Raw genomic sequence first — 22,713 nt, forward strand, 5'->3', positions numbered from 1 at the left:
CTACGGGTTATGCCAGCGAGGGGTTTTGTAGGCCGGGTAAGGCGAAGCCGCCACCCGGCGCAAAAGCGAATCCATGCTTCGCTTTCATCCCAGAGCTACCGATCAGTATCCCTGTTCGAAATAGCTTTCGAGGATAACCACGGCAGAGGCGGAATCAACGCTGCCTTTATTGAGCGCACGAAAACCACCGTGTTCAAACAGGCCGGCGCGAGCTTCGACGGTGCTTAAACGCTCGTCGTGGAGGGTGATTTTCACGCCGAAGCGGCCATGAATTTTATTGGCGAAATTACGTGCGCGCGCGGTTAGCGGCTGTTCGGTGCCGTCCATGTTCAGCGGCAGACCGACAATCACCGCTTCCGGCTGCCACTCTTTCAACAGCTTTTCGATGATGTTCCAGTCCGGCTTGCCGTCCTGCGCCTTCAGCGCCGGGAGCGGACGCGCCGTGCCGGTAATGCGCTGCCCAACGGCGACACCAATGCTTTTAGTGCCAAAATCAAAACTCAAAAAGGTACCGCTCATTATGCATGCCCCGCGTCGGCAGGCATCGTCACGATATCGATACCGATAAGTTTGGCCGCTTCGCGCCAGCGATCGGCAATCGGCGTTTTAAACAAAATATTCTGATCGGCCGGTGCGGTAAGCCAGGCGTTATCGAGAATTTCCTGCTCCAGTTGCCCTTTTTCCCACGACGCGTAGCCCAACGCCACCAACACGTTGCTCGGTTGTTTATCGGTACCGAGGGTTTCCAGCACGTCGCGTGAGGTGGTGATCACCGTGTTGTCGGAGATACGGATGCTGGAGGAAAAATCAGACGGCGGCGTGTGCAGGATAAAACCGCGATCCTCCGCCAGCGGGCCGCCGACCATCACCGGTTTATCCAGGCGAATTTCCGGGTTGCGCGCCACCGGCGCGATTTTCAGTTTTTCCAGGATCCCTTCCACCTGCAAATTTTCCAGCGGCTTATTGATGATAATGCCCATGGCGCCATCGTCGTTGTACTCGCAAATATAGACGACGGAGCGACGGAAAAGAGGGTCCTGTAGCGCAGGCATGGCAATCAGAAAGTGATGCTGTAAATTCATTGTCAGAGGTTCTGTTCCTGGTTTAAAAAAACAACACCCAGTATGCGGGTAAAGTAGAAACGTGTCGATGCACTTTGTTTTACAGGCGCCAGAGAGGCGCCTGACGGGCGGGCGTTTGCCCTTCCCAGTGCTTATTTGTTGATACGTTTTTCGATAGCGTCCATCAGCATGCCGGTAATCGACACGTCCGGGAAAGCGGCTTCGATTTCGCGCACGCAGGTCGGGCTGGTGACGTTAATTTCGGTCAGGCGATCGCCGATGATATCCAGGCCGACGAAAATAAGGCCTTTGGCTTTTAGCGTCGGGCCGACGCGGCGGGCGATTTCCCAGTCGCTTTCGGTCAGCGGACGCGCTTCGCCACGGCCGCCGGCGGCCAGGTTGCCGCGCGTTTCACCGCCCTGCGGGATGCGTGCGAGGCAGTATGGCACCGGCTCGCCGTCTACCACCAGCACACGTTTGTCGCCGTCTTTGATGGCCGGCAGATAATTCTGCGCCATGCAGTAGCGGCTACCCAGTTCGGTCAGGGTTTCGGAAATGACGCCGAGGTTCGGATCGCCTGCTTTCACGCGGAATATTGAAGCGCCGCCCATGCCGTCCAGCGGTTTGAGAATGATATCGCCGTGTTTTTCCCAGAACGCTTTCAACTGGGCTTTATTACGGGTGACCAGCGTTTCCGGAGTTAGCTCGGAGAACCAGGCGGTGAACAGCTTTTCGTTACAGTCGCGCAGGCTCTGCGGCTTGTTGACGATAAGCGTGCCTTTCTCTTCCGCGCGTTCGAGAATGTAGGTGGCGTAGATAAACTCGGTATCGAACGGCGGGTCTTTACGCATCAGGATGACGTCGAGATCCGCCAGCGGCAGATCCTGTTCGCCGGTGAACGCGTACCATTTGTCGTAATTCTGCTCGACGCTCAGCGTGCGCGTACGGGCGCGGGATTCGCCGTTGATGAGGTACAGGTCGTTCATCTCCATATAATGGAGTTCATAGCCGCGACGCTGCGCTTCCAGCAACATCGCGAAGCTGGTGTCTTTTTTAATGTTGATGGATGCGATAGGGTCCATCACGATGCCGAGCTTGATCATTGTTCTCTCCATTAGCGCTGTCGTGTTTGCGGATTGTTGCGCCAGATTTTAGCCCAGATCGCCAAAACGCACCTGCAGCGCGGTGATGGCGGTGAGCGCGGTAGTCTCAGTACGCAGAACGCGCGGTCCCAACAGGATATCAGTAAACTGGTAGCGAGCGGTCATCGCTATCTCTTCCGCCGACAGGCCGCCTTCCGGGCCAATCAGCAGGCGAACACGTTCAACCGGCAGCGGCAGCGTATTGATACTGGCGCTGGCGCGCGGGTGCAGGTTGAGCTTGAGGCCGTTTTCTTCCTCGGCGCACCAGGCTTCCAGCTGCATCGCCGGGCGTATTTCCGGCACGACGTTACGGCCGCTCTGTTCGCAGGCGGCAATGGCGATTTTCTGCCACTGCTGAATCTTCTTCTGCAAGCGTTCGGCATCCAGTTTAACGCCGCAGCGCTCGGAAAACAGTGGCGTTATGAGGCTTACGCCAAGTTCGATCGATTTCTGGATGGTGAATTCCATTTTTTCGCCGCGTGACATCACCTGGCCGAGATGGATGTGCAGCGGAGATTCACGATCGTCGAGCTGGCCGCGGATAACCTCAACCATGACGTTTTTCTTGCCCGCTTCGGTGATGACCGCGTCAAAAACCTGATTGCTGCCGTCAAACAGCTGTATTTCCTGGCCTTTGCTCATGCGCAGGACGCGGCCAACGTGGTTTGCCGCGTCGTCGCTCAGGGCGATGTGGCTGCCGGGGGTAATGCGTTCCGGGTGGTGGATGCGAGGAATGCGCATGCTTGATATTCCGTTCTTCGCGCAGATAGCGCCTTCCCCTGGGCGGGGAAGACGGCGGCTGCAAATTAACAATTGCCGCTAGTGTAGGTTAGCTCTTTTGCGCCTGGCAAGCCTGCTGGACGTAAGGATTATGGTTGCCCTGTACTTTGGCGATTCGCTCATCGCGTTCGCACTCCCAGGAGGTCACCGGGTACTGCTTATCCCAGGCGGTAAACAGCTGGGTTTGCTGGCGGGAAAGAGTCAGCTGATAGCGGTCGCGCATATAGAAGTAGGTGCGGGCGATCGAGCCGCGGGCGCGTACCGGCGGTTCGGCGACTTTATCTTTGAAATCCACCTTCATGGCGCATTGACCATACTGTCCATCGCCGCCGTTCCACTGGCTGTACATAAAGTTGCCGCGATCGCCATTGACCTCGCCGACCGCAGGCTGCAGGTTATGCATATCGCTTTCCATCTTGCGGTATTCCGGATCTTTGGCGCAATTTTTACGCCCGCCATCCTGCCAGCACTGGCGCTGGTGGCCGAATTGCCACGCCGGAACCACGTGTTCCCATTCGACCCGGCTGGCGCGGTTCTCGTTTTTACGCACTTTGTAGCCGCAAGATTCCAGATCGATAACGCCTTTTTTACCCTGCCAGTCGATTTTACAACCGCAATAAAAGTCGCCGGGGACGTCGGCATTCACTTTTACGCCTGCGGCTTTCGCCTGGGAAAAACTATGAATACCAGCTGCCGCAAGCGGGCCGCTGGCTGCCACGCTGAACAACGCGACGGCAAAAACATACATACGGGACATCGTAAACTCCGTGTCAAAACGAGCCCGCAACGTAGCGAATGAGGGTGTCAGATGCAATCAGTCAGATCAGAAAGTTTCTAATTAATTCCGGTGGTTACTTTTCCGCCACCAGTAGATCGCCGCAGCGAACGCAGCGGTAACTGGCTTCACCGCGCACCACGCGGTTATGACGACGGACGGTGAGCTGATGCTGCTGGCACTGGCAGCGATAGGGGAAGGTGTTCTGGCGTACTGAATCGAGCTCAAAGCGGTGGGTGCGGCGGGCGGGGACGCCCAGCACGGCCTCCATCATCCATTTCCACTCTTTACCGTGTGGCGCGACGCGGCCAAAGTGTTTCCACACCAGCAGATGCGCCAGTTCGTGCGGTACCACTTCATCGATAAACGCCTGCTGGTTTTCCAGCAATAGTACTGGATTGAGGCGGATCTCGTTTTTCTCCAGCCACGCGGTGCCTGCGGAGGTGCCGCGCTGCTGATAAACCAGCGTCGGTTCCGCATAGCGGCGTTCCAGCTTGAGATTGGCGGTGGCGAGATGCTCCCGCAGGCTACGCATGACGGCCTGCTGGATAGCGATGGGAATTCGGGGTGTTTTCATAGCGCCAGAGGATAGTGCGCCGCGCGGGGGAGAGCAAGAAGAAGCTTCCTCCCAAAGGGGAGGAAGCACAGAGGGGATTAATCGCGAGCGCCGATTTCGCGCAGCGGGCGTCCCTGCATCAGGTTGCGTTCAATATGTTCCAGCGAGACGTTTTTGGTTTCCGGAATCAGCCAGATAGTCAGCAGGATAAACAGCACGTTCAGACCGCCGTAGACCCAGAAGGTGTTGGCGCTGCCGAGAGAGTTCAGCATGGTCAGGAAGGTGGCGCCGACGATCATATTGGCAATCCAGTTGGTCGCGGTGGAGCAGGTGATACCGAAATCGCGGCCTTTCAGCGGCTGTATTTCAGAACACAGTACCCAAATCAGCGGGCCGGCGCTCATCGCGAAGCCGACGATAAACATCAGCAGCATCAGTACTGCAAAGTACTGCGCGGTAGCAGAGTGAATACCGATATGCATCATGCTGCCCAGTACGCCCATACCGGCGGCCATCACGATAAAGCCGAGGATCAGCGTCGGTTTACGGCCCCAGCGGTCGACCAGGCCGATAGCGATAAAGGTGGCCAGTACGTTGGTCAGGCCGACGATCACTGTGCCCCACATTTGCTCAGTGGTATTGGCATAGCCCGCCAGTTCAAAAATCTTCGGCGCATAGTACATGATGACGTTCATCCCGGTGAACTGTTGCATGATCTGCAGCAGGACGCCAAGGAACACCGCGCGGCGGAAGTTGCTGTTCTCTTTGAACAGCGCCCAGCCGGACTGTTTGACTTTCAGGCTTTCGCGGATTTCATCGAGCTCGCGTTTGGCTTCGGCGCTGGTATCGCGCAGGCGCAGCAGGACGCGTTCGGCATCGACGAAACGGCGTTTAGCGGCAAACCAGCGCGGGCTATCCGGCAGGAAGATTACGCCGATCAGCAGCAGGATTGCCGGGATGATAATCACGCCGAGCATCCAGCGCCACGCGCCGCTGTAGCTGAAGGCGGTGTCAGAGAGGTAGGCGCCGAGAATACCGATAACTGGTACATCGAAATCATACTGCCGCGGATTTTCTCCGGCGCGATTTCCGATAAGTACAGCGGCGCGGTGTAAGAGGCGACACCAACCGCCAGCCCCAGCAGGACGCGAGAGATCAGCAGGATTTCGACGTTCGGCGCGGCGGCGGAAAATAGCGAACCGGCCACGAACAGGATCGCGCCGATCATCAGGCTTTTTTTACGCCCAAGTTTGAAAGAGAGCCAGCCGCTGCCCACTGCGCCGACGGCGGCGCCGAACATCATGGAGCTGACCACCCACTCCTGGGTATGCGCGCTGATTTGGAATTCATTGGCAATGAACGGTAAGGCGCCGGCAATAACGCCGATATCAAGGCCGAACAGTAAGCCGGCCAGCGCGGCGAGGAAACAGACAAAGAACGTCATCGTCTTGTTTGAACGCCCTTGTTTTTTGTTGTCAGGCATAACGCCCTCCAGTTGAGTTATTGATTCTGTCGATGCTTAGAGTAGGGGAGTGCAGGACAAAAAAACGTGATTACAATCACGACTGTGTAATCGGTTACACTAAGGTAAAGATATGTAATCAGTAAAAACACATTCAAATCATAGATATAAAAGGCAAATATCGCCAATAAGAATGGGCTGAAACGGCGATTTTTGACATGTTATGTAACATTGTGAAAAGAGTTCGCGCCTGCGGGTAGCTAGAACGATCCCGCCCTTGCGGCAGATATGTAATCGCTTTCATCAAGTGGGGAAAGGAAATGGATCAAAGACGGTCAAACGTCGGGGGAGAGATTCAGGGCAACAAAAAGGCCAGCGCGGGGCTGGCCTTAAGCAGTCAAGCGGGGTGGCTTATTTCAGGCCAGCCGCTTCGCGCAGCAGGGCTGCTTTGTCGGTTTTTTCCCATGGGAAATGTTCGCGACCAAAGTGACCGTAAGCGGCGGTCTCTTTGTAGATCGGGTGCAGCAGATCCAGCATCTGAATCAGGCCGTACGGACGCAGGTCGAAGAACTCGCGTACCAGCAGGGTCAGCTGTTCAGAAGGCACTTTTTCGGTGCCGAAGGTTTCGACCATGATTGAAGTCGGTTCAGCGACGCCGATGGCGTAGGAAACCTGAATCTCACAACGATCGGCAAGGCCAGCGGCAACGATGTTTTTCGCCACATAGCGCGCCGCGTAGGCTGCGGAACGGTCAACTTTAGATGGATCTTTACCGGAGAACGCACCGCCGCCGTGACGAGCCATGCCGCCGTAGGTATCAACGATGATCTTACGACCGGTCAGACCGCAGTCGCCCATCGGGCCGCCGATGACGAAACGTCCGGTCGGGTTGATGAAGAACTTGGTGGAAGCGTTCAGCCATTCGGTCGGCAGAATCGGCTTGATGATCTCTTCCATCACTGCTTCCTGCAGGGATTTCTGATCGATATCTTCAGCGTGCTGAGTGGAAAGCACAACCGCATCGATGCCGACGATTTTGCCGTTGTCATACTGGAAAGTGACCTGGCTTTTCGCGTCCGGACGCAGCCACGGCAGGGTGCCGTTTTTGCGGACTTCAGCCTGGCGCTGTACCAGACGGTGCGCGTAAGTCACCGGCGCCGGCATCAGCACGTCAGTTTCGTTAGTGGCATAGCCAAACATCAGGCCCTGGTCGCCCGCGCCCTGTTCCAGCGGGTCGGCACGGTCAACGCCCTGGTTAATATCCGGGGACTGCTTACCAATGGCGCTCAGGACCGCGCAAGAGTTGGCGTCAAAGCCCATATCGGAATGCACGTAGCCAATTTCACGCACCGTGTTACGGGTGATCTCTTCGATATCAACCCATGCGCTGGTGGTGATTTCACCGCCAACCAGAACCATGCCGGTTTTGACATAGGTTTCGCAGGCTACGCGCGCTTTCGGATCCTGTTCGAGGATCGCGTCCAGCACGGCATCGGAGATTTGGTCAGCAATTTTGTCTGGATGCCCTTCTGATACAGACTCGGACGTAAAGAGGTGTTTTGCCATGTTTTATTTTACCTGTGAGTATTCGTGTAGCTCATACTGTTGTGTAGAGAGGCTTTGATAGATGACCCTACCAAGGCTTGCAGGTAGTGACACGAGCAGTCTGAGTGTTAATCAGTATAGATGGATTAACTTCTGGATGGCTATTTTAGGTCAGAACTTCATCGCATTTCCACATTTTTTTGACATCGCCCGCATTAATGGAAAAAGCGTGGTGGAAATTTTTCCTGACAACTCCGGCAAGACGCGTATTTTTATTTTGCATTTTACCCCGCTTCTCGGTATAAAACGCCGCGCGCGGCTCATTAAAAAAGCGCACGAAGCCCATCTCGTGACGCCACTTCCAGCCGGGTTAAGCACTCTGTTACACAGCGGCGGTTTCGCCAGCTGTACGATATGTATATACCCTAAATAATTTAAGTTGCAGGACAAAACGGCTAGCCGTTTTGAACAGCGCTTGCGCTGGCCCCGTAGGGGCGAGGCCGAAGGCCGAGTCACGCGGCAAGGGCGCGAATTCCCAGGAGCATAGATAACTATGTGACTGGGATGAACGCACGCAGCCAACGCATCTGCAGCTTGAAGTATGACGGGTATAGCTTTGGCTTGTCGCTGGCCTTTTTCGGGGCAGTGTGGAGGTGATACCAGATAATGAACCAACGTTTTTCGCCTGATTCGCCGCGTCGTTCTGTCGCGCAATTCTATCCCGCAATCTGCATCTCTTTCGTGCATACCTGCCGATGTTCTACCCATCTCGGCGCTTCTCAGGATTCCAGGGCCTCCAGGCTTTTTGAAAACTGAACAAGGGCGCTCTTGCGTGAGCAAGGGTTTTCTCGTGGTTTCTCCGGGCTGTCATACCAGCTTCGGGTACGTGTTTTACTATATATGAATAAGAAACCGGTCGCGCAGCTGCAGTGCCAGCACTATCTGCTGGGATTAAAGGCTGTTCATGGGTTGTTATCGCGTCTGTCGACTGCGATAGTAGTTAATATTACAAGTTGAGGTTCGCTATGTCTGACGACATGTCTTTGGGTTCGCTTTCGTCAGCAGGCGAACACGGTGTACTACGTTCCATGCAGGAGGTTGCGATGAGCTCCCAGGAAGCCAGCAAAATGCTACGTACCTACAATATTGCCTGGTGGGGTAATAACTATTACGACGTTAACGAACTGGGCCATATCAGCGTTTGCCCGGATCCTGACGTCCCGGAAGCGCGCGTCGACCTGGCCGAGCTGGTCAAAGCGCGCGAAGCCCAGGGACAACGCCTGCCGGCGCTGTTCTGCTTCCCGCAGATCCTGCAACATCGTCTGCGCTCGATTAACGCCGCCTTCAAGCGCGCGCGTGAATCCTACGGTTATAACGGCGACTATTTCCTTGTCTACCCGATCAAGGTCAACCAGCACCGTCGCGTGATTGAATCCTTGATCCACTCCGGCGAACCGCTGGGGCTGGAGGCTGGTTCGAAGGCTGAGCTGATGGCGGTGCTGGCGCACGCGGGGATGACCCGTAGCGTGATCGTCTGTAACGGTTATAAAGATCGTGAATACATCCGTCTGGCGCTGGTGGGCGAGAAGATGGGCCATAAGGTCTATCTGGTCATCGAGAAGATGTCGGAAATCGCCATCGTGCTGGAAGAGGCCGCCCGTCTGAACGTGGTGCCGCGCCTTGGCGTGCGTGCGCGTCTGGCCTCGCAGGGTTCCGGTAAATGGCAGTCCTCCGGCGGCGAGAAATCTAAATTCGGCCTCGCGGCGACGCAGGTGCTGCAACTGGTCGAAATTCTGCGCGAGGCAGGCCATCTTGAGAGCCTGCAACTGCTGCACTTCCACCTCGGCTCGCAGATGGCCAACATTCGCGATATCGCCACCGGCGTGCGCGAATCGGCGCGTTTCTACGTCGAGCTGCATAAGCTGGGCGTTAATATTCAGTGCTTCGATGTCGGCGGCGGTCTGGGTGTCGATTACGAAGGGACCCGCTCGCAGTCCGACTGTTCGGTGAACTACGGCCTGAATGAGTACGCCAACAATATCATCTGGGCGATCGGCGACGCCTGTGAAGAGAACGGCCTGCCGCACCCGACGGTGATTACAGAGTCCGGCCGCGCGGTGACCGCGCACCACACCGTACTGGTTTCCAACATTATCGGCGTCGAGCGCAACGAATACACCGAGGCGACCCCGCCGGCGGAAGACGCCGCGCGTCCGCTGCAGAGCATGTGGGAAACCTGGCTGGAGATGCACGAAACCGGCAACCGCCGCTCGCTACGCGAATGGCTGCACGACAGTCAGATGGATCTGCACGATATCCACATCGGCTACTCCTCCGGCACCTTCAACCTGCAGGAGCGCGCGTGGGCGGAACAGCTGTATCTGAACATGTGCCATGAAGTACAAAAACAGCTCGATCCGAGCAACCGCGCCCATCGTCCGATCATCGATGAGCTGCAGGAACGTATGGCGGATAAAATCTACGTCAACTTCTCGCTGTTCCAGTCGATGCCGGATGCCTGGGGCATCGATCAGCTATTCCCGGTGATGCCGCTGGAAGGGCTGAACAAGTCGCCGGAACGCCGCGCGGTGCTGCTGGATATTACCTGCGACTCCGATGGCGCCATCGATCACTATGTTGACGGCGACGGGATCGCCACCACCATGCCGATGCCGGAATACGACCCGGAGAACCCGCCAATGCTGGGCTTCTTTATGGTCGGGGCTTATCAGGAGATCCTCGGCAACATGCACAACCTGTTCGGCGATACCGAAGCGGTAGACGTTTTCGTCTTCCCGGACGGTAGCGTTGAGGTTGAGCTCTCCGATGAGGGGGATACGGTGGCGGATATGCTGCAGTATGTTCAGCTGGATCCGAATACGTTGCTGACCCAGTTCCGCGATCAGGTGAAAAATACCGGTCTCGACGCCGAGCTGCAGCAGCAGTTCCTTGAAGAGTTCGAAGCGGGGCTGTACGGATATACTTATCTTGAAGATGAGTAACTAAGACTAATCCGCTGGTGGGTCGGTTTATGTTAATAAACCGACCCTTTTTTATAAATGAAATCTGAAAAAATATAGTGGATGCTTTTTAAAGCGATAATAGCCTGTACACTGCCGCGAGGAATTAATACTTAGTGGAACAGGGACAGAATATGAAAAGTATATCGCGGTACGGTCTTATTATCGGTTTATTATTAGGCGGTTGTTCGAGCCAGGCTGTGTACCATGACCGTGCGGCGTCTACCACCGATGTCGCCACCCGCTGGGGCAGCGACGTTCACTCAACGGTTAAAGGCGTGTCCGCAGAACGCCAGGATTCCCATCCTGACGAAATCGTATTGATTAATTATTCCGGTCAATATCATACCGGTTTCGACCAGCTGTATAGCATTCGAATTAGCGATCTGGAATATGCGGTACGCGATGCTAATTTTAACTCTCTCCCTATTACTCGCAGCTATAATAATTCTACCGGAAAATGGCAATACGCTGTTGTGGCCCGCGTTGGCACACAATATCAATTATATGTTCGTAATTATAGCCATCGCGTGGATTACGAAATTATTGCCACCGTGGATGGTCTCGATGTCCTGAGCGGCAAGGCCGGTTCGCTCCAGAATAATGGTTATATTATCCGTGCCGGCGACTCGCTGGCGATCAAAGGATTCCGTAAAAATAACCGTACCGTAGCGGCGTTTGAGTTTTCTGATGTTGCGCAATCTTATGCCGCCCATTCCGCTCAGGGGGACACGCGCAACGCCGGTATCATCGGCTTTGCCGCCTTCGCCTTACGCGGAGAAAAGCCGGCGCCGCTTCCACCGTGTTCGGCTCAGGCCTTCCCGGCGAACGGTTTCGCCCCGGCGCCTTGTCAAAAATAAACGTCCCGCTTGCCGCCGGGCGGTTTTCAGGCGATAATTTGTCCTTATAAGCAGTAACCTAATTCAAACCCTTCCTCGTCGGGCCTAACGACGCGGAGGGGTTTTTTTATACTTATTTTTTACGTTCCACGACTGTGAAAAGAGGTCATACCCATGAGCACTTTAGGTCATCAATACGATAACTCCCTGGTATCCAACGCTTTTGGTTTCCTGCGTCTGCCGATGAACTTTATGCCGTATGAAAGCGATGCGGATTGGGTCATCACCGGCGTGCCGTTTGATATGGCGACCTCCGGGCGCGCGGGCGGCCGTCATGGCCCGGCGGCGATCCGTCAGGTGTCAACCAACCTCGCCTGGGAGCACAACCGTTTCCCATGGAACTTCGACATGCGTGAACGCCTGAACGTCGTGGACTGCGGCGATCTGGTCTACGCCTTCGGCGACGCTCGCGAAATGAGCGAGAAACTGCAGGCGCACGCGGAGAAACTGCTGGCGGCCGGTAAACGCATGCTCTCCTTCGGCGGCGACCATTTCGTCACCCTGCCGTTGCTGCGCGCCCATGCCAAGCATTTCGGTAAAATGGCGCTGGTACACTTCGATGCCCACACCGATACCTACGCCAACGGCTGTGAATTCGACCACGGCACCATGTTCTACACCGCGCCGAACGAAGGGCTTATCGATCCGAACCACTCCGTGCAGATCGGTATTCGTACCGAATTCGATAAAGATAACGGCTTTACCGTGCTTGATGCGGGCCAGGTTAACGACCGCAGCGTCGACGACATCATCGCTCAGGTGAAACAAATCGTCGGTGATATGCCGGTGTACCTGACCTTCGATATCGACTGTCTGGATCCGGCATTTGCGCCAGGTACCGGTACGCCGGTGATCGGTGGGTTGACCTCTGACCGTGCGATCAAACTGGTGCGCGGCCTGAAGGATCTGAACATCGTCGGAATGGACGTGGTTGAAGTCGCCCCGGCTTATGACCAGTCTGAAATCACCGCCCTGGCGGCGGCGACTCTGGCGCTGGAGATGCTATACATTCAGGCAGCGAAGAAAGGCTAAGCGTTTACTGCTGCTGCGCGACGCATGCGCAGCAGCAGTATGCCGCCGGCGCACAGCGTGATCAGCTGTGATGCCACCAGAACGGAAAAACCTGAACTTACCGATCCCACCGATTTCATCACCACTCCCATCAGCAGCGGAATAAACGCCGCGCAGATATTGCCAATGCCGTTAATGATCCCATAGGCGCTGCCCACCGCTTCGCGCGGGGCGTGATGCTGCACCACCGCCGGGATCGCCGCCCCCTGTAATCCCCAGAAAACGTTCGCCGCCAGCATAAACAGCGCCAGCATCGCCGGCTGCTGGCTGAGCATCAGCGCCAGCACGGAACCGGCGGTGAGTAGGCCGCCGATAATAAACAGCAGCGGCGCCTGCTCCGGGCGCATTTTGTCGAGGAGCACGCCGCCAACAAACTTTGAGCCCAGGCTTAACAAAAAGGGTACTGCCGCCAGCAGGCCGGTGGCCTGCAGCGAGAAGTGGTGCTCGTCGCGTAGCCAGGCGGGCAGCCAGGCGCTACTTCCCCATAAATAGCTGAGCGTGGCGATTTCCACCAGCAGGATCCAGCCAAGCAGCGGCGTACGCCAGGCGAGGGCAAAAGTCTGACTGAAGCCCGGCTTCGCGCGCTGTGCGGTCACTTTTGGCGCGGGAAGAAACCGCCAGATTAATCCGCCGCCGAGCAGGAGGTTAAGCAGCGCCAGCGCGTAGAAGGAGCCGATCCAGCCAACATGCGCCATCAACCAGGTGACTAGCGGGAAGCCTACCGCCAGCCCAAGCGATACGCCGAGGGCGGTCACCGCATTCGGTTTACCTATTTCATCGGCGGCGAAGTTGTCGTTGATAAAACGTGTCTTCAGTGAGAATAGCGGTCCCTCCGCCACGCCAAGAACAATGCGCGCGATTAACATCCCCAAGAGCGAGCCCAGCAGCGGTGAAACTGCGCAAACCAGCGCCCATATAGCAATGCTGCTTAAGAGTCCCTGGCGGTAATGCCATTTACTTTCTATAACTGGGGTTAATAATAATGCCGAAAATCCATAACCCAGAAGAAAGCATGTCATTAGCATGCCTTGTAACATTCTGTTTTCATTTAATTGAAAATGGGCAGCAAATTCCGGGTTAAGGATCATCACCGAGATATTTACCCGATCGACGTAGGAAATAATTATTAACAAAAGTAATGCTATTACCCCTTGCCATCTTGCCGCCATTTGTTGTCTCCACGCTTAATTTAATGATTACCGGTTATTATTTTTTTAACGCCAGAAATAGTTACATAAGTAAAATGATTCACCAGTGAAACTCGTTGTTTTTAAAAGATTAAATAAATGATTGTTTCATGGGTGAAACACCATGGCTTCCGCCGTTGCACATTTTTAATGATCGTCTGCAAAAGAAGTCAATAGTCGCGTGTGAAATTTAAATCGGCATTTTTATTTATAATGGATCACCACTTTAAATATCATCATTTCATCTGAATGCAGTTTTTCGTGATCAATTGCACACTTAGCTAATTTAAAAGTCATTCATTAACAAGTTTGTCACATTAACGCTTGACGAAACATTCGCCGCTTTTATATTGACCGTATTAAATAAGAAACAGAGTTTCATATATGAAACAAAAGCCTGGAGGATTGCGATGAGCTGGATAGGCGTATGTGACGCGGAGCAAGTACAGGAAGATTTTCCATATAGCGGCAATATCGACGGTAAGGAAATCGGTATTTATCTGATTGATGGCGAATATTACGCGCTGGAAGACGTTTGCCCTCATGCCTATGCGCTCCTGAGCCAGGGCTTTGTCGAAGATGGCAAGGTGGAATGCCCGCTGCATGAGGCGGTATTCGACGTCAAAACCGGCCAGTGCCTGCATGGCCCCGGCGGTCGCAACCTTAATCGTTACCCGGTGCGGGTATACGACAATCAGATCCAGATTACCTTTATCGAGGAGAACGTGGCATGAGCGAATCCCTGGACTTCAACCCGGCGCTACCGGAAAGCCGCCAGTTTACGCCACCGGCGGAAGGCGGAAACGGCAATATCCATAAGCCTGGCGACTATCACAATCTGATTTGGCAAACCCGCAGCCGGGTGCCGGAAAACTGGGAACTGCAGCTTATCGCGACCCTGGAAACGCTGTTCGAGCAGGGCGCGGAAAGTCTCGGTGAACTGGTGAGCGGCCTCAATGGCGTCAGGATGCATGACCAGCAGGGCGAACCGTGGAGCGAAAGCAGCTTCCAGGCATTTTTACAGGTTAACGGCTACTGAGGACACAGCGATGACGACAACGGTACAAAACTATCTTGATAAAGGATTGCGCGGCCTGTGGTATCCGGTGCTGGCGAGCTGGGAAGTGCAGTCTGCGCCGGTAGGCATTACCCGTCTCGGCGAGCAGATCGTGGTCTGGAGAAATAAAGACGGCCAGGTGCAGGCGCTGGAAGACCGCTGCCCGCACCGCGGCGCGCGCCTGTCAATGGGCTGGAACTTAGGCGATCGTATCGCCTGCTGGTATCACGGCGTGGAAGTCGCCGGCAACGGCGAAGTCAAAGACGTCCCGGCGGTTGACCGCTGCCCGCTGGTCGGCCAGCAGTGCGTGCGCAGCTACAGCGTGCAGGAAGCGCACGGGGCAATCTTCCTGTGGTTCGGCGTCACCGCCGACCAGCAGCCGGATGAACTGAGCTTCCCGGAGGAACTGGCCAACCACGAAAAATACAGTAACTTCCTGTGCACCGCGGCGTGGAAATGCAACTACCAGTACGCGCTGGAAAACGTGATGGATCCGATGCATGGCACCTATCTGCATTCATCATCGCACTCGATGGCGGAAGGCGATCGCAAAGCCGATATGGTACTGCAGCCGACGAAAACCGGCTTTATCTTCGAGAAAAAAGGGCAGAGCGGCGTCAACTTTGACTGGGTTGAACTGGGCAACAGCGGCGCCTACTGGATGCGCCTGTCTATTCCGTACAAAAAGCGTTTCGGGCCGGGCGGCCACTTCTGGATCGTCGGCATGGTGGTTCCGGAAGATAACGACAACTGCCGCGTCTTCTTCTGGCGCATCCGCGGCGTTCAAGGCTGGCAGCGCGATCTGTGGCGCTTTATGTACCGCAACCGTCTGGAAAAACTGCACTGGGAAGTACTGGAACAGGATCGCGTGGTGCTGGAAAGCCTGGCGCCGAACGCCCGCGATCATGAATATCTCTATCAACATGACGTCGGTTTATCCCGCCTGCGCCGCATGATGCAGAAAGCGGCGAAAGAGCAGTTAGCGCTTCGCGAAGCGCAGCAGGGTGCCGCCTGATGAACGGCCTGCTGAACGGTAAACGTATTGTCGTCACCGGCGCGGCGCGCGGCCTCGGTTACCACTTTGCCGAATCCTGCGCCGCGCAGGGCGCGACGGTGGTGATGTGCGACATCCTGCAGGGGGAGCTGGCGGAAAGCGCTCATCGCCTGCAGCAGAAGGGCTATCAGATCGAATCCCACGCCATCGATCTTGCCAGTCAAGCGTCGATCGAGCAGGTCTTCAGCGCCATCGGCGCGCAGGGGCCTATCGATGGCTTAGTCAATAACGCGGCAATGGCCACCGGCGTCGGCGGTAAAAACATGATCGATTACGATCCGGACCTGTGGGATCGGGTGATGACGGTCAATGTCAAAGGTACCTGGCTGGTGACCCGCGAGGCGGTACCGCTGCTGCGCGAAGGGTCGGCAATCGTCAACGTCGCTTCGGATACCGCGCTGTGGGGCGCGCCGCGGCTGATGGCCTACGTCGCTAGTAAGGGCGCGGTGATTGCGATGACCCGCTCCATGGCCCGCGAGCTGGGTGAAAAGCGGATCCGTATCAACGCCATCGCGCCGGGGCTGACCCGCGTTGAGGCCACGGAATACGTTCCCGCCGAGCGTCATCAGCTGTATGAGAATGGCCGCGCGCTCAGCGGCGCTCAGCAGCCGGAAGATGTCACCGGCAGCGTGGTCTGGCTGCTGAGCGATCTTTCGCGCTTTATCACCGGCCAGCTCATCCCGGTCAACGGCGGTTTTGTCTTTAACTAACAAGTGAGGCGGTATGGCGAACGATCAGGAAGTGAAGTACCTGGTACCGGGTCTGGAGCGCGGTTTACAACTGCTGCTGGCGTTTGGCGAACAGCATCGCGATCTGACCTTTGCCGAGCTGCATCGGCTGGTGGATATGCCGAAAGCGACCGCCTATCGCGTGGTGCAGACGCTGGAATATATGGGCTTTCTCGAGCGCAATGCCCGCACCAATACCTTTTCGCTGGGCATGAACGTACTGCGTCTGGGCTTTGAATATATCGCCTCACTGGATGTCGCTCAGGTGGGTCAGCCGGTCATCGAGCAACTGCGCGATATCAGCCAGTGCAGCAGCCATCTGGCGATCCGCGACGGCCGCGACATTATCTACATCGCCCGCGTCAGCGCCGCCGGTTCGCGTATCAACCAGGTCAGCGTCGGAACGCGGCTACCGGTGCACTGCACCTCGCTTGGCCGCATGCTGCTGACCGATGTTTCCCGCAGCGAGTTTGAACAATTGTTCCCGAATGAACGTCTGCCGGGCAATACGCCGGGCCAGCTGTACGACCGCGAAGCGCTGTGGCAGATGGTGCAGCAGGATAAAGCCCGCGGCTACGTGATTGGCGAATCGTTCTACCGCCACGGCATCTCATCGATTGTCTATCCGGTCTTTGACCGCAGCGGCCGGGTGGCGGCGGTCGTCAGCATTCTGGTGCCGTCGGACGAGATCCCGCAAAGCGATCGCGAACGGTTGCAGAACGACGTCAGTATGGCGGCGGACAAAATTTCCGGCTTCCTCGGATATTTGTCACAGGCAAGTTAAATCAACAACTTAACAGCAGGCGCTTGATTGCGTCGGGCATGTTTTACGCCCAAATTCGGGCGACTGAACGGTAAAGAGGCGACGAATAATGAGTATTACCGGAATTGAAAAGCTGGAATTTGGCGTAGACGACCTGAACCACAGCGCCAAATTTATGCGCGATTTTGGCCTGACCGGCGACGCCAGCGGCCGCGCGTTTACCACCCTCAGCGGCGCGCGGGTCGAACTTAACCCGACCGATGCCGCCGACCTGCCGCCAGCCTTTGAGGCGGGCAACACTCTGCGTCGCATGACCTGGGGCGTGGCGGATCGGGCGGCGCTGGATGCGCTGCGCCCGAAGCTGGAACGCCAGCCCGCTTTCCGTGAAATCGACGGCGCGCTGGAGTGTCGCGACCCTAACGGTATGACGCTGCGGGTGCAGGTTAGCCAGCAAACGGCGGTTGAACTGAACGTTGAACCGATCAACCAGTGGGGCGATGTGCGTCGCATCGACACCCCGAGCCCGGTGTACGACCGCGCGCAGCCGATTAATGTCGGCCACGTGGTCTTCTTCGTGGAAGAACTGGCGGCGGTGGAAAGTTTCTATCGCGAAGTACTCGGCTTCCAGGTGTCAGACCGCTACATCAATCGCGCGGTGTTCCTGCGCTGCGGCGTGCGCGGCGGACACCATAACCTCTTCTTATTGCAGTTGCCCAACCGCAAGCGCGGGCTAAACCACGTCGCGTTTACCGTACGGGATATTCATGAAGTGATCGGCGGCGGCATTGCGATGAATAAAAACGCCTGGAGCACGTTTATCGGCCCCGGCCGCCATCCGGTCTCCTCGGCCTACTTCTGGTATGTCAACAGCCCGACCGGCGGCGCTTTTGAGTACTACACCAACGATGACTATCTGACGGAAAACTGGCAGCCGCGCGAACTTGAGCATTCACTCGTGTCCTTTACCGAATGGGCGGTGGAAGGCGGTATCGATCACGATACCCGTCGCCAGCAGAAAAAACCGGAGGCGGTATGACGGCGCGGATAGTCATTATCGGCGGCGGCCAGGCTGGCGGCTGGGCAGCGAAAACGCTGCGTGATGAAGGGTTTAGCGGCGAGATTTGCGTGGTTGCCGAAGAGCAATGGGATTTTTACGAGCGTCCGCCGCTGTCGAAAGCGGCATTGCTGGAGGCCGAACCGGCGCTGCCGCGGTTATTCAGCGCCGAGGCGCAGCAGGCGCTGGAACTGCGCTGGTACCGCCCGCTGCGCGCGGAATCGATCGATCGGCAAAATAAAACCCTGGCGCTGAGCAACGGAGAAACGCTGGCGTATGACCAACTGCTGATCGCCACCGGCGGCCGCGCGCGGCTGCCGTCCGAGGCCTGGGCGCAGCATCCGCAGGTCTATACCCTGCGCCACTGGCAGGACGCGCAGCGTCTGAAGCAGCGGCTGGCATCGGCAACGCGGCTGGCGATCGTCGGCGGCGGCTGGATTGGCCTCGAAATCGCCGCCTCGGCGCGCAAAAGCGGCGTAGCCGTGACCCTTTATGAACAACAGCCGGCGCTGTGCATGCGCTCGGTCAGTATGGAGGTCTCGCAGGCGCTGGATGAGTTGCATCGCGGGCAGGGCGTTGATATTCGCCGCGGCTGCGGCGCGCTGGAGCTGGAAGATGATAACGGCCTGACGACGCTGCACTGCGATGGCCAACGGGAAACCTTCGACGCGGTGGTGGTGGGGATCGGCGTCGATCTGAATCTCGAACTGGCGCGCGATGCCGGGCTCACTGTCGAGCGCGGAATTGTAGTCGATGCCCAGGGGCGCAGCAGCGATCCGGCGATTTTCGCCGCCGGCGATGTCGCCCAGCACCATCAATACGGCCTGTGCATTCAGTCGTGGGCCTTTGCGCAAAATCAGGCGATCGCGACGGCGAAAGCGATGCTCGATCCGCAGGCCAGCGGCTACGACGAGGCGCCGTGGCTGTGGTCAGATCAATACGATCGCAATATTCAGATCCTGGGGATCCCGCAGGCGGGCAGCCGCACCATCGTGCGTGACGAGCCGCAGGGCGCGCTCTACTTCTCGCTGAACGCCGATGGACGTTTAACGCAGCTGGTGGCCTTCAATAATGCACGTACCGTGAAGCTGGCGAAGCGCTGGATGGCGGCGGGGAGGGATCTCTCTGACGTCCCGCTCGCTGACCCGACTTTCTCGCTGATGTCATTGCGATAATTAACGCGAACCCTTAAGGGGGAGAAATGACCACATTAGAGACTAACGCCGCGCCTGCTGAGGCGAGCGGCGAGGGCGTCCGCACGCCTGAAAAGGCGGTTCGTTGGGCCATTCCGCTGTCGCTGCTGGCCTGCGTACTGCTGGCGTTTTTCGACAAAATCAGTATCGCCGCGCTGTTTTCCGATAGCCACTTCCAGCAGGCGATGGGGATCGATTTCGATACCACCCGGCTGGGTATTCTGATGAGCGCCTTTTTGCTGAGCTACGGCTTCTCGTCAGTGTTATTAAGCGGCCTTGGCGACCGGATTGCGCCGCTGCGCTTGCTAACTGGAATGATGGTGGTGTGGTGCATCCTGATGGTGATCATGGGCTTCACCCACAACTACGCGCTGATGGTGACGCTGCGCATCCTGTTGGGCATCGCTGAAGGGCCGCTGTTCCCGCTGGCGTTCGCCGTGGTGCGCCACACCTTCCCGCAGCGGCTACAGGCCCGCGCCACCATGCTGTGGCTGCTCGGCACGCCGGTTGGCGCGGCGCTGGGTTTCCCGCTGTCAATTTGGCTACTCAATACCTTCGGCTGGCAGAGCACCTTTTTCGTGATGGCGATGCTGACGGTACCGGTGCTGATTTTTGTGCGCATCGGGCTGCGCGGCGTGCAGCTGGAGGCGAAAGTCGGCAGCGATAAAACGTCGCAGGAAGTGCGCCGCAGCGCGCGGCGCGAGCTCTTCGTGAGTCCGCATTTCTGGATGATCTGCATCTTCAATATCGCCTTTCTCGCCTATCTGTGGGGGATCAACGGCTGGCTGCCGGGCTACCTGATTAAAGGCAAAGGCATTCATCTGGAACACGCCGGCTGGCTGTCGTCGATGCCGTTTATCGCCATGTTGCTAGGCGAAATTATTGGCGCCTGGCTGTCCGACCGCGTCGATAAGCGCGCCGCCGCCTGCTTTATTTCCCTGGCGGGCGCCGGAATCGGGCTGGCGGCGGTGATGCATTTTAGCGCGCCGTTGCCGGTGATCGCGGCGATGAGCTTTAGCACCTTTATGTGGGGCACCGGCGCGCCAAACATTTTCGCGCTGCTGGCTAAAGCGACCCATCCACGGGTCAGCGCCACGGCGGGTGGAATTTTCAACGGGCTGGGAAACTTTGCCGGGGCGCTATCGCCGGCGGTGATGGGCGCGCTTATCGCCTTCACCCATAGCATGGATTCCGGGCTGATTTTTCTGGCGGTGATGGCGGCGGTGGGCTGCGCCCTGTTACTGCCGCTGCTGAGACGTTACTGAGGATAAAACGATGACTGATTCAACCGTAACTGCAAAACAGAGTTTGAAACCTGACCATCTGACGATGGAAGAGTGGGTGGAGTCGCGTATCGCGCGCTTTGAAGGCCGTAAATACGACTGGAATGCGCTGAAATTCCAGGCCGATTTTGATCCGAAATATCGCCGCGCGCAGATGCGCTACATCGGTACCGGCGCCACCGGCGTCGCCAGTGATACCAACACCGTTCCGGCCGAGCACTTCACCTTCTCCACCATGGTGTTGCCGTCCAAATGTGAAGGCCCGCTGCACCTGCATGATGACGTAGAAGAGGTGTTCTTCATGCTCAAAGGGCAGATCACCCTGATGATTCAGGACGGCGACAACTATACCGAAACCGTACTGCGCGAACGCGATCTGATCTCGGTACCGCCTGGAATCTACCGCGGTTTGTTTAACCACGGCGAAGAAGAGGCGCTGATGTGCGTGATGCTCGGCACCCATAAGCCGCATATTCCGACCTACCCGGAAGATCATCCGCTGGCAAAAGTAAAACGTACCTAAGGGGCGATGATGACGGGTTTTCGTGAACAAGGAAGCGGCATTCCGCTGACGCTGCTGCACGGCATCAGTTCCGGCGCGGCCTCCTGGCATAAACAGATGACGCTTCCCGGCTACCGTGTGCTGGCCTGGGATATGCCCGGTTATGGCGAGAGCCCGATGCTGGCGGCAACGCCGGCGGATGCTGGTGATTACGCCGACGCGCTGGCGCGAATGCTGGACCGCGCTGGAGTAGAGCAAACCATACTGGTCGGCCATTCGCTGGGCGCGCTGGTGGCGGCCGCCTTCGCCGCGAAATACCCGCAGCGGGTGCTTTATCTGGTACTCGCCGACGTCGCGCAGGGATACGGCCAGGCGGAGGCGGCGCAGCGGGAAAAAGTCTGGCAGGGACGTCAACAGCAGATGGCGCTGGGCGGCGAGGCGATGGCGCAGGGGCGGGCGGCAAAACTGCTGCGCCCCGGCGCGCGCGAAGCCGATGTGGCGACGGTGGCGGCAGGCATGCGCAGGCTGCGTAGCGAAGGTTACCTCGCCGCCGCCTGGATGCTGGCGCATGACGACATCCACCGCTGGCTCGCCGACTATCGCGGTCGTCTCTCGGTGTGGTGCGGCGAGCAGGATGCCATTACCCAACCGGAGCTGGTGCAGGGAGTGGCGCTGCGTTACGGCGCCCCTTACATCGCCATCCCGCAGGCTGGACATGCCAGCTATCTCGATAACGAAACCTTTTTTAATCAACAGCTTTTACGCATAGGGGAAGAGGTGCGCGATGAATGCACAAATTGAAGGACGCGTCGCGGTAGTCACCGGCGGCTCGTCAGGGATCGGCTTTGAAACGCTGCGCCTGCTGCTGGGCGAAGGGGCGAAGGTCGCCTTTTGCGGCCGCAACCCGGATCGGCTGGCCAGCGCCCATGCGGCGTTGCAAAACGAATATCCAGAAGGCGAGGTGTTCTCCTGGCGCTGCGACGTACTGAATGAAGCGGAAGTTCAGGCCTTCGCTGACGCGGTCGCCGCGCGTTTCGGCGGCGCCGACATGCTGATTAATAACGCCGGGCAGGGTTATGTCGCCCACTTCGCCGATACGCCGCGCGAGGCCTGGCTGCACGAAGCTGAACTGAAACTGTTCGGCGTGATTAACCCGGTAAAGGCTTTCCAGCCGCAGCTTGAGCAGTCGGATATCGCCTCGATTACCTGCGTGAACTCGCTGCTGGCGCTGCAACCGGAAGAGCACATGATTGCCACCTCTGCTGCCCGTGCCGCGCTGCTCAATATGACGCTGACCCTGTCGAAAGAGCTGGTGGAGAAAGGCATCCGCGTGAATTCCATCCTGCTGGGAATGGTCGAATCCGGGCAGTGGCAGCGCCGTTTTGAAAACCGCAGCGATAAGAGCCAGAGTTGGCCGCAGTGGACCGCGGATATTGCCCGTAAGCGTGGGATCCCGATGGCGCGTCTTGGTAAGCCGCAGGAGCCGGCGCAGGCGTTGCTGTTCCTCGCTTCGCCGCTGGCCTCCTTTACCACCGGCGCGGCGCTGGACGTTTCCGGCGGTTTCTGCCGCCATCTGTAAGG

At 57.3% G+C, this 22,713-nt stretch carries 25 protein-coding genes and 1 pseudogene; 17 read left to right on the top strand and 9 right to left on the bottom strand.

Going from position 1 to position 22,713, the window contains the following annotated elements; all coding sequences use genetic code 11:
• Positions 1-102: 102 nt before the first annotated feature.
• The 8 genes and pseudogenes from ruvX to metK form a co-directional block, all read right to left on the bottom strand.
• Positions 103-519 (bottom strand): Holliday junction resolvase RuvX, encoded by a 417-nt coding sequence (gene ruvX, locus PGR10_RS11465; protein ID WP_015369733.1) that lies wholly within the window; start codon positions 517-519, stop codon positions 103-105.
• Entirely contained in the window at positions 519-1,082 is a 564-nt protein-coding gene (locus tag PGR10_RS11470; protein ID WP_045392076.1) for a YqgE/AlgH family protein, read from the bottom strand. The genes ruvX and PGR10_RS11470 overlap by 1 nt, the downstream gene beginning before the upstream one ends.
• A gap of 131 nt (positions 1,083-1,213) precedes the next feature.
• Positions 1,214-2,164, bottom strand: a complete 951-nt coding sequence (gshB, locus tag PGR10_RS11475; protein ID WP_045392071.1) for a glutathione synthase — start codon at positions 2,162-2,164, stop codon at positions 1,214-1,216.
• Positions 2,165-2,212: 48 nt separating this feature from the next.
• Positions 2,213-2,944: a 16S rRNA (uracil(1498)-N(3))-methyltransferase gene (gene rsmE / locus PGR10_RS11480; RefSeq protein WP_213793572.1), complete on the bottom strand. Its 732-nt coding sequence runs from the start codon at positions 2,942-2,944 to the stop codon at positions 2,213-2,215.
• A gap of 88 nt (positions 2,945-3,032) precedes the next feature.
• Positions 3,033-3,740 carry a deoxyribonuclease I gene (gene endA, locus PGR10_RS11485; RefSeq protein ID WP_015369737.1) on the bottom strand — a complete coding sequence of 236 codons (708 nt, stop codon included), beginning with the start codon at positions 3,738-3,740 and terminating at the stop codon, positions 3,033-3,035.
• 94 nt (positions 3,741-3,834) lie between these two features.
• On the bottom strand, positions 3,835-4,335 hold the full coding sequence (locus PGR10_RS11490; RefSeq protein ID WP_430923485.1) for a SprT family zinc-dependent metalloprotease: 501 nt from the start codon (positions 4,333-4,335) through the stop codon (positions 3,835-3,837).
• A 77-nt stretch (positions 4,336-4,412) separates the two neighbouring features.
• Positions 4,413-5,797: pseudogene (locus tag PGR10_RS11495) on the bottom strand (sugar porter family MFS transporter).
• Positions 5,798-6,187: 390 nt separating this feature from the next.
• Positions 6,188-7,342 carry a methionine adenosyltransferase gene (gene metK / locus PGR10_RS11500; protein ID WP_430923486.1) on the bottom strand — a complete coding sequence of 385 codons (1,155 nt, stop codon included), beginning with the start codon at positions 7,340-7,342 and terminating at the stop codon, positions 6,188-6,190.
• A gap of 136 nt (positions 7,343-7,478) precedes the next feature.
• On the opposite strand from metK, the gene PGR10_RS11505 reads away from it, so the two are divergent.
• The 6 genes from PGR10_RS11505 to speB all read left to right on the top strand — a co-directional run bounded on the left by PGR10_RS11505 (position 7,479) and on the right by speB (position 12,272).
• On the top strand, positions 7,479-7,754 hold the full coding sequence (locus tag PGR10_RS11505; RefSeq protein WP_430923488.1) for a hypothetical protein: 276 nt from the start codon (positions 7,479-7,481) through the stop codon (positions 7,752-7,754).
• Between the two features lie 233 nt (positions 7,755-7,987).
• Positions 7,988-8,137, top strand: a complete 150-nt coding sequence (locus tag PGR10_RS11510; protein ID WP_430923489.1) for a hypothetical protein — start codon at positions 7,988-7,990, stop codon at positions 8,135-8,137.
• 84 nt (positions 8,138-8,221) lie between these two features.
• Entirely contained in the window at positions 8,222-8,338 is a 117-nt protein-coding gene (gene yqgB, locus PGR10_RS11515; protein WP_015369741.1) for an acid stress response protein YqgB, read from the top strand.
• Between the two features lie 8 nt (positions 8,339-8,346).
• Complete coding sequence (gene speA, locus PGR10_RS11520) at positions 8,347-10,323, top strand: biosynthetic arginine decarboxylase (protein WP_020077953.1); 1,977 nt, start codon at positions 8,347-8,349, stop codon at positions 10,321-10,323.
• Positions 10,324-10,475: 152 nt separating this feature from the next.
• Positions 10,476-11,201 carry a hypothetical protein gene (locus PGR10_RS11525; protein ID WP_430923490.1) on the top strand — a complete coding sequence of 242 codons (726 nt, stop codon included), beginning with the start codon at positions 10,476-10,478 and terminating at the stop codon, positions 11,199-11,201.
• A gap of 153 nt (positions 11,202-11,354) precedes the next feature.
• On the top strand, positions 11,355-12,272 hold the full coding sequence (gene speB, locus PGR10_RS11530) for an agmatinase (protein ID WP_047080345.1): 918 nt from the start codon (positions 11,355-11,357) through the stop codon (positions 12,270-12,272).
• Here speB and PGR10_RS11535 read toward each other — a convergent pair.
• Complete coding sequence (locus PGR10_RS11535) at positions 12,269-13,480, bottom strand: MFS transporter (protein WP_430923491.1); 1,212 nt, start codon at positions 13,478-13,480, stop codon at positions 12,269-12,271. The two genes, speB and PGR10_RS11535, sit on opposite strands and share 4 nt — an antisense overlap.
• A gap of 428 nt (positions 13,481-13,908) precedes the next feature.
• Here PGR10_RS11535 and PGR10_RS11540 point away from each other — a divergent pair, with 428 nt between their 5' ends.
• From PGR10_RS11540 to PGR10_RS11590, 11 genes are all read left to right on the top strand, one after another.
• A complete protein-coding gene (locus PGR10_RS11540) occupies positions 13,909-14,232 on the top strand; it encodes a Rieske (2Fe-2S) protein (RefSeq protein WP_004151769.1) in 324 nt (107 codons plus the stop codon).
• Complete coding sequence (locus PGR10_RS11545; protein ID WP_045379565.1) at positions 14,229-14,537, top strand: recombinase-like helix-turn-helix domain-containing protein; 309 nt, start codon at positions 14,229-14,231, stop codon at positions 14,535-14,537. Before PGR10_RS11540 ends, PGR10_RS11545 begins: the two co-directional genes overlap by 4 nt.
• Positions 14,538-14,547: 10 nt before the next feature.
• Positions 14,548-15,570 (top strand): aromatic ring-hydroxylating dioxygenase subunit alpha, encoded by a 1,023-nt coding sequence (locus PGR10_RS11550; protein ID WP_316424733.1) that lies wholly within the window; start codon positions 14,548-14,550, stop codon positions 15,568-15,570.
• On the top strand, positions 15,570-16,319 hold the full coding sequence (locus tag PGR10_RS11555) for an SDR family oxidoreductase (RefSeq protein WP_015703448.1): 750 nt from the start codon (positions 15,570-15,572) through the stop codon (positions 16,317-16,319). Before PGR10_RS11550 ends, PGR10_RS11555 begins: the two co-directional genes overlap by 1 nt.
• A 13-nt stretch (positions 16,320-16,332) precedes the next feature.
• The gene (locus PGR10_RS11560; RefSeq protein WP_015703447.1) at positions 16,333-17,121 is read left to right on the top strand and encodes an IclR family transcriptional regulator; all 789 of its coding nucleotides are present in this window, start codon (positions 16,333-16,335) and stop codon (positions 17,119-17,121) included.
• A gap of 88 nt (positions 17,122-17,209) precedes the next feature.
• On the top strand, positions 17,210-18,136 hold the full coding sequence (locus PGR10_RS11565; protein WP_009308624.1) for a VOC family protein: 927 nt from the start codon (positions 17,210-17,212) through the stop codon (positions 18,134-18,136).
• Positions 18,133-19,329, top strand: a complete 1,197-nt coding sequence (locus PGR10_RS11570) for an NAD(P)/FAD-dependent oxidoreductase (protein WP_430923494.1) — start codon at positions 18,133-18,135, stop codon at positions 19,327-19,329. The genes PGR10_RS11565 and PGR10_RS11570 overlap by 4 nt, the downstream gene beginning before the upstream one ends.
• 26 nt (positions 19,330-19,355) lie before the next feature.
• Positions 19,356-20,612, top strand: a complete 1,257-nt coding sequence (locus PGR10_RS11575) for an MFS transporter (RefSeq protein ID WP_213793566.1) — start codon at positions 19,356-19,358, stop codon at positions 20,610-20,612.
• Positions 20,613-20,622: 10 nt separating this feature from the next.
• Positions 20,623-21,153 carry a cupin domain-containing protein gene (locus PGR10_RS11580; protein ID WP_430923495.1) on the top strand — a complete coding sequence of 177 codons (531 nt, stop codon included), beginning with the start codon at positions 20,623-20,625 and terminating at the stop codon, positions 21,151-21,153.
• Positions 21,154-21,162: 9 nt separating this feature from the next.
• Positions 21,163-21,933: an alpha/beta fold hydrolase gene (locus PGR10_RS11585; RefSeq protein WP_316424735.1), complete on the top strand. Its 771-nt coding sequence runs from the start codon at positions 21,163-21,165 to the stop codon at positions 21,931-21,933.
• The gene (locus tag PGR10_RS11590) at positions 21,917-22,711 is read left to right on the top strand and encodes an SDR family oxidoreductase (RefSeq protein WP_015703442.1); all 795 of its coding nucleotides are present in this window, start codon (positions 21,917-21,919) and stop codon (positions 22,709-22,711) included. The genes PGR10_RS11585 and PGR10_RS11590 overlap by 17 nt, the downstream gene beginning before the upstream one ends.
• Positions 22,712-22,713: the final 2 nt, after the last annotated feature.

This window comes from Klebsiella sp. 141198 (genome assembly GCF_050600785.1).
GTDB classification, from domain to species: Bacteria; Pseudomonadota; Gammaproteobacteria; order Enterobacterales; family Enterobacteriaceae; genus Klebsiella; species Klebsiella aerogenes.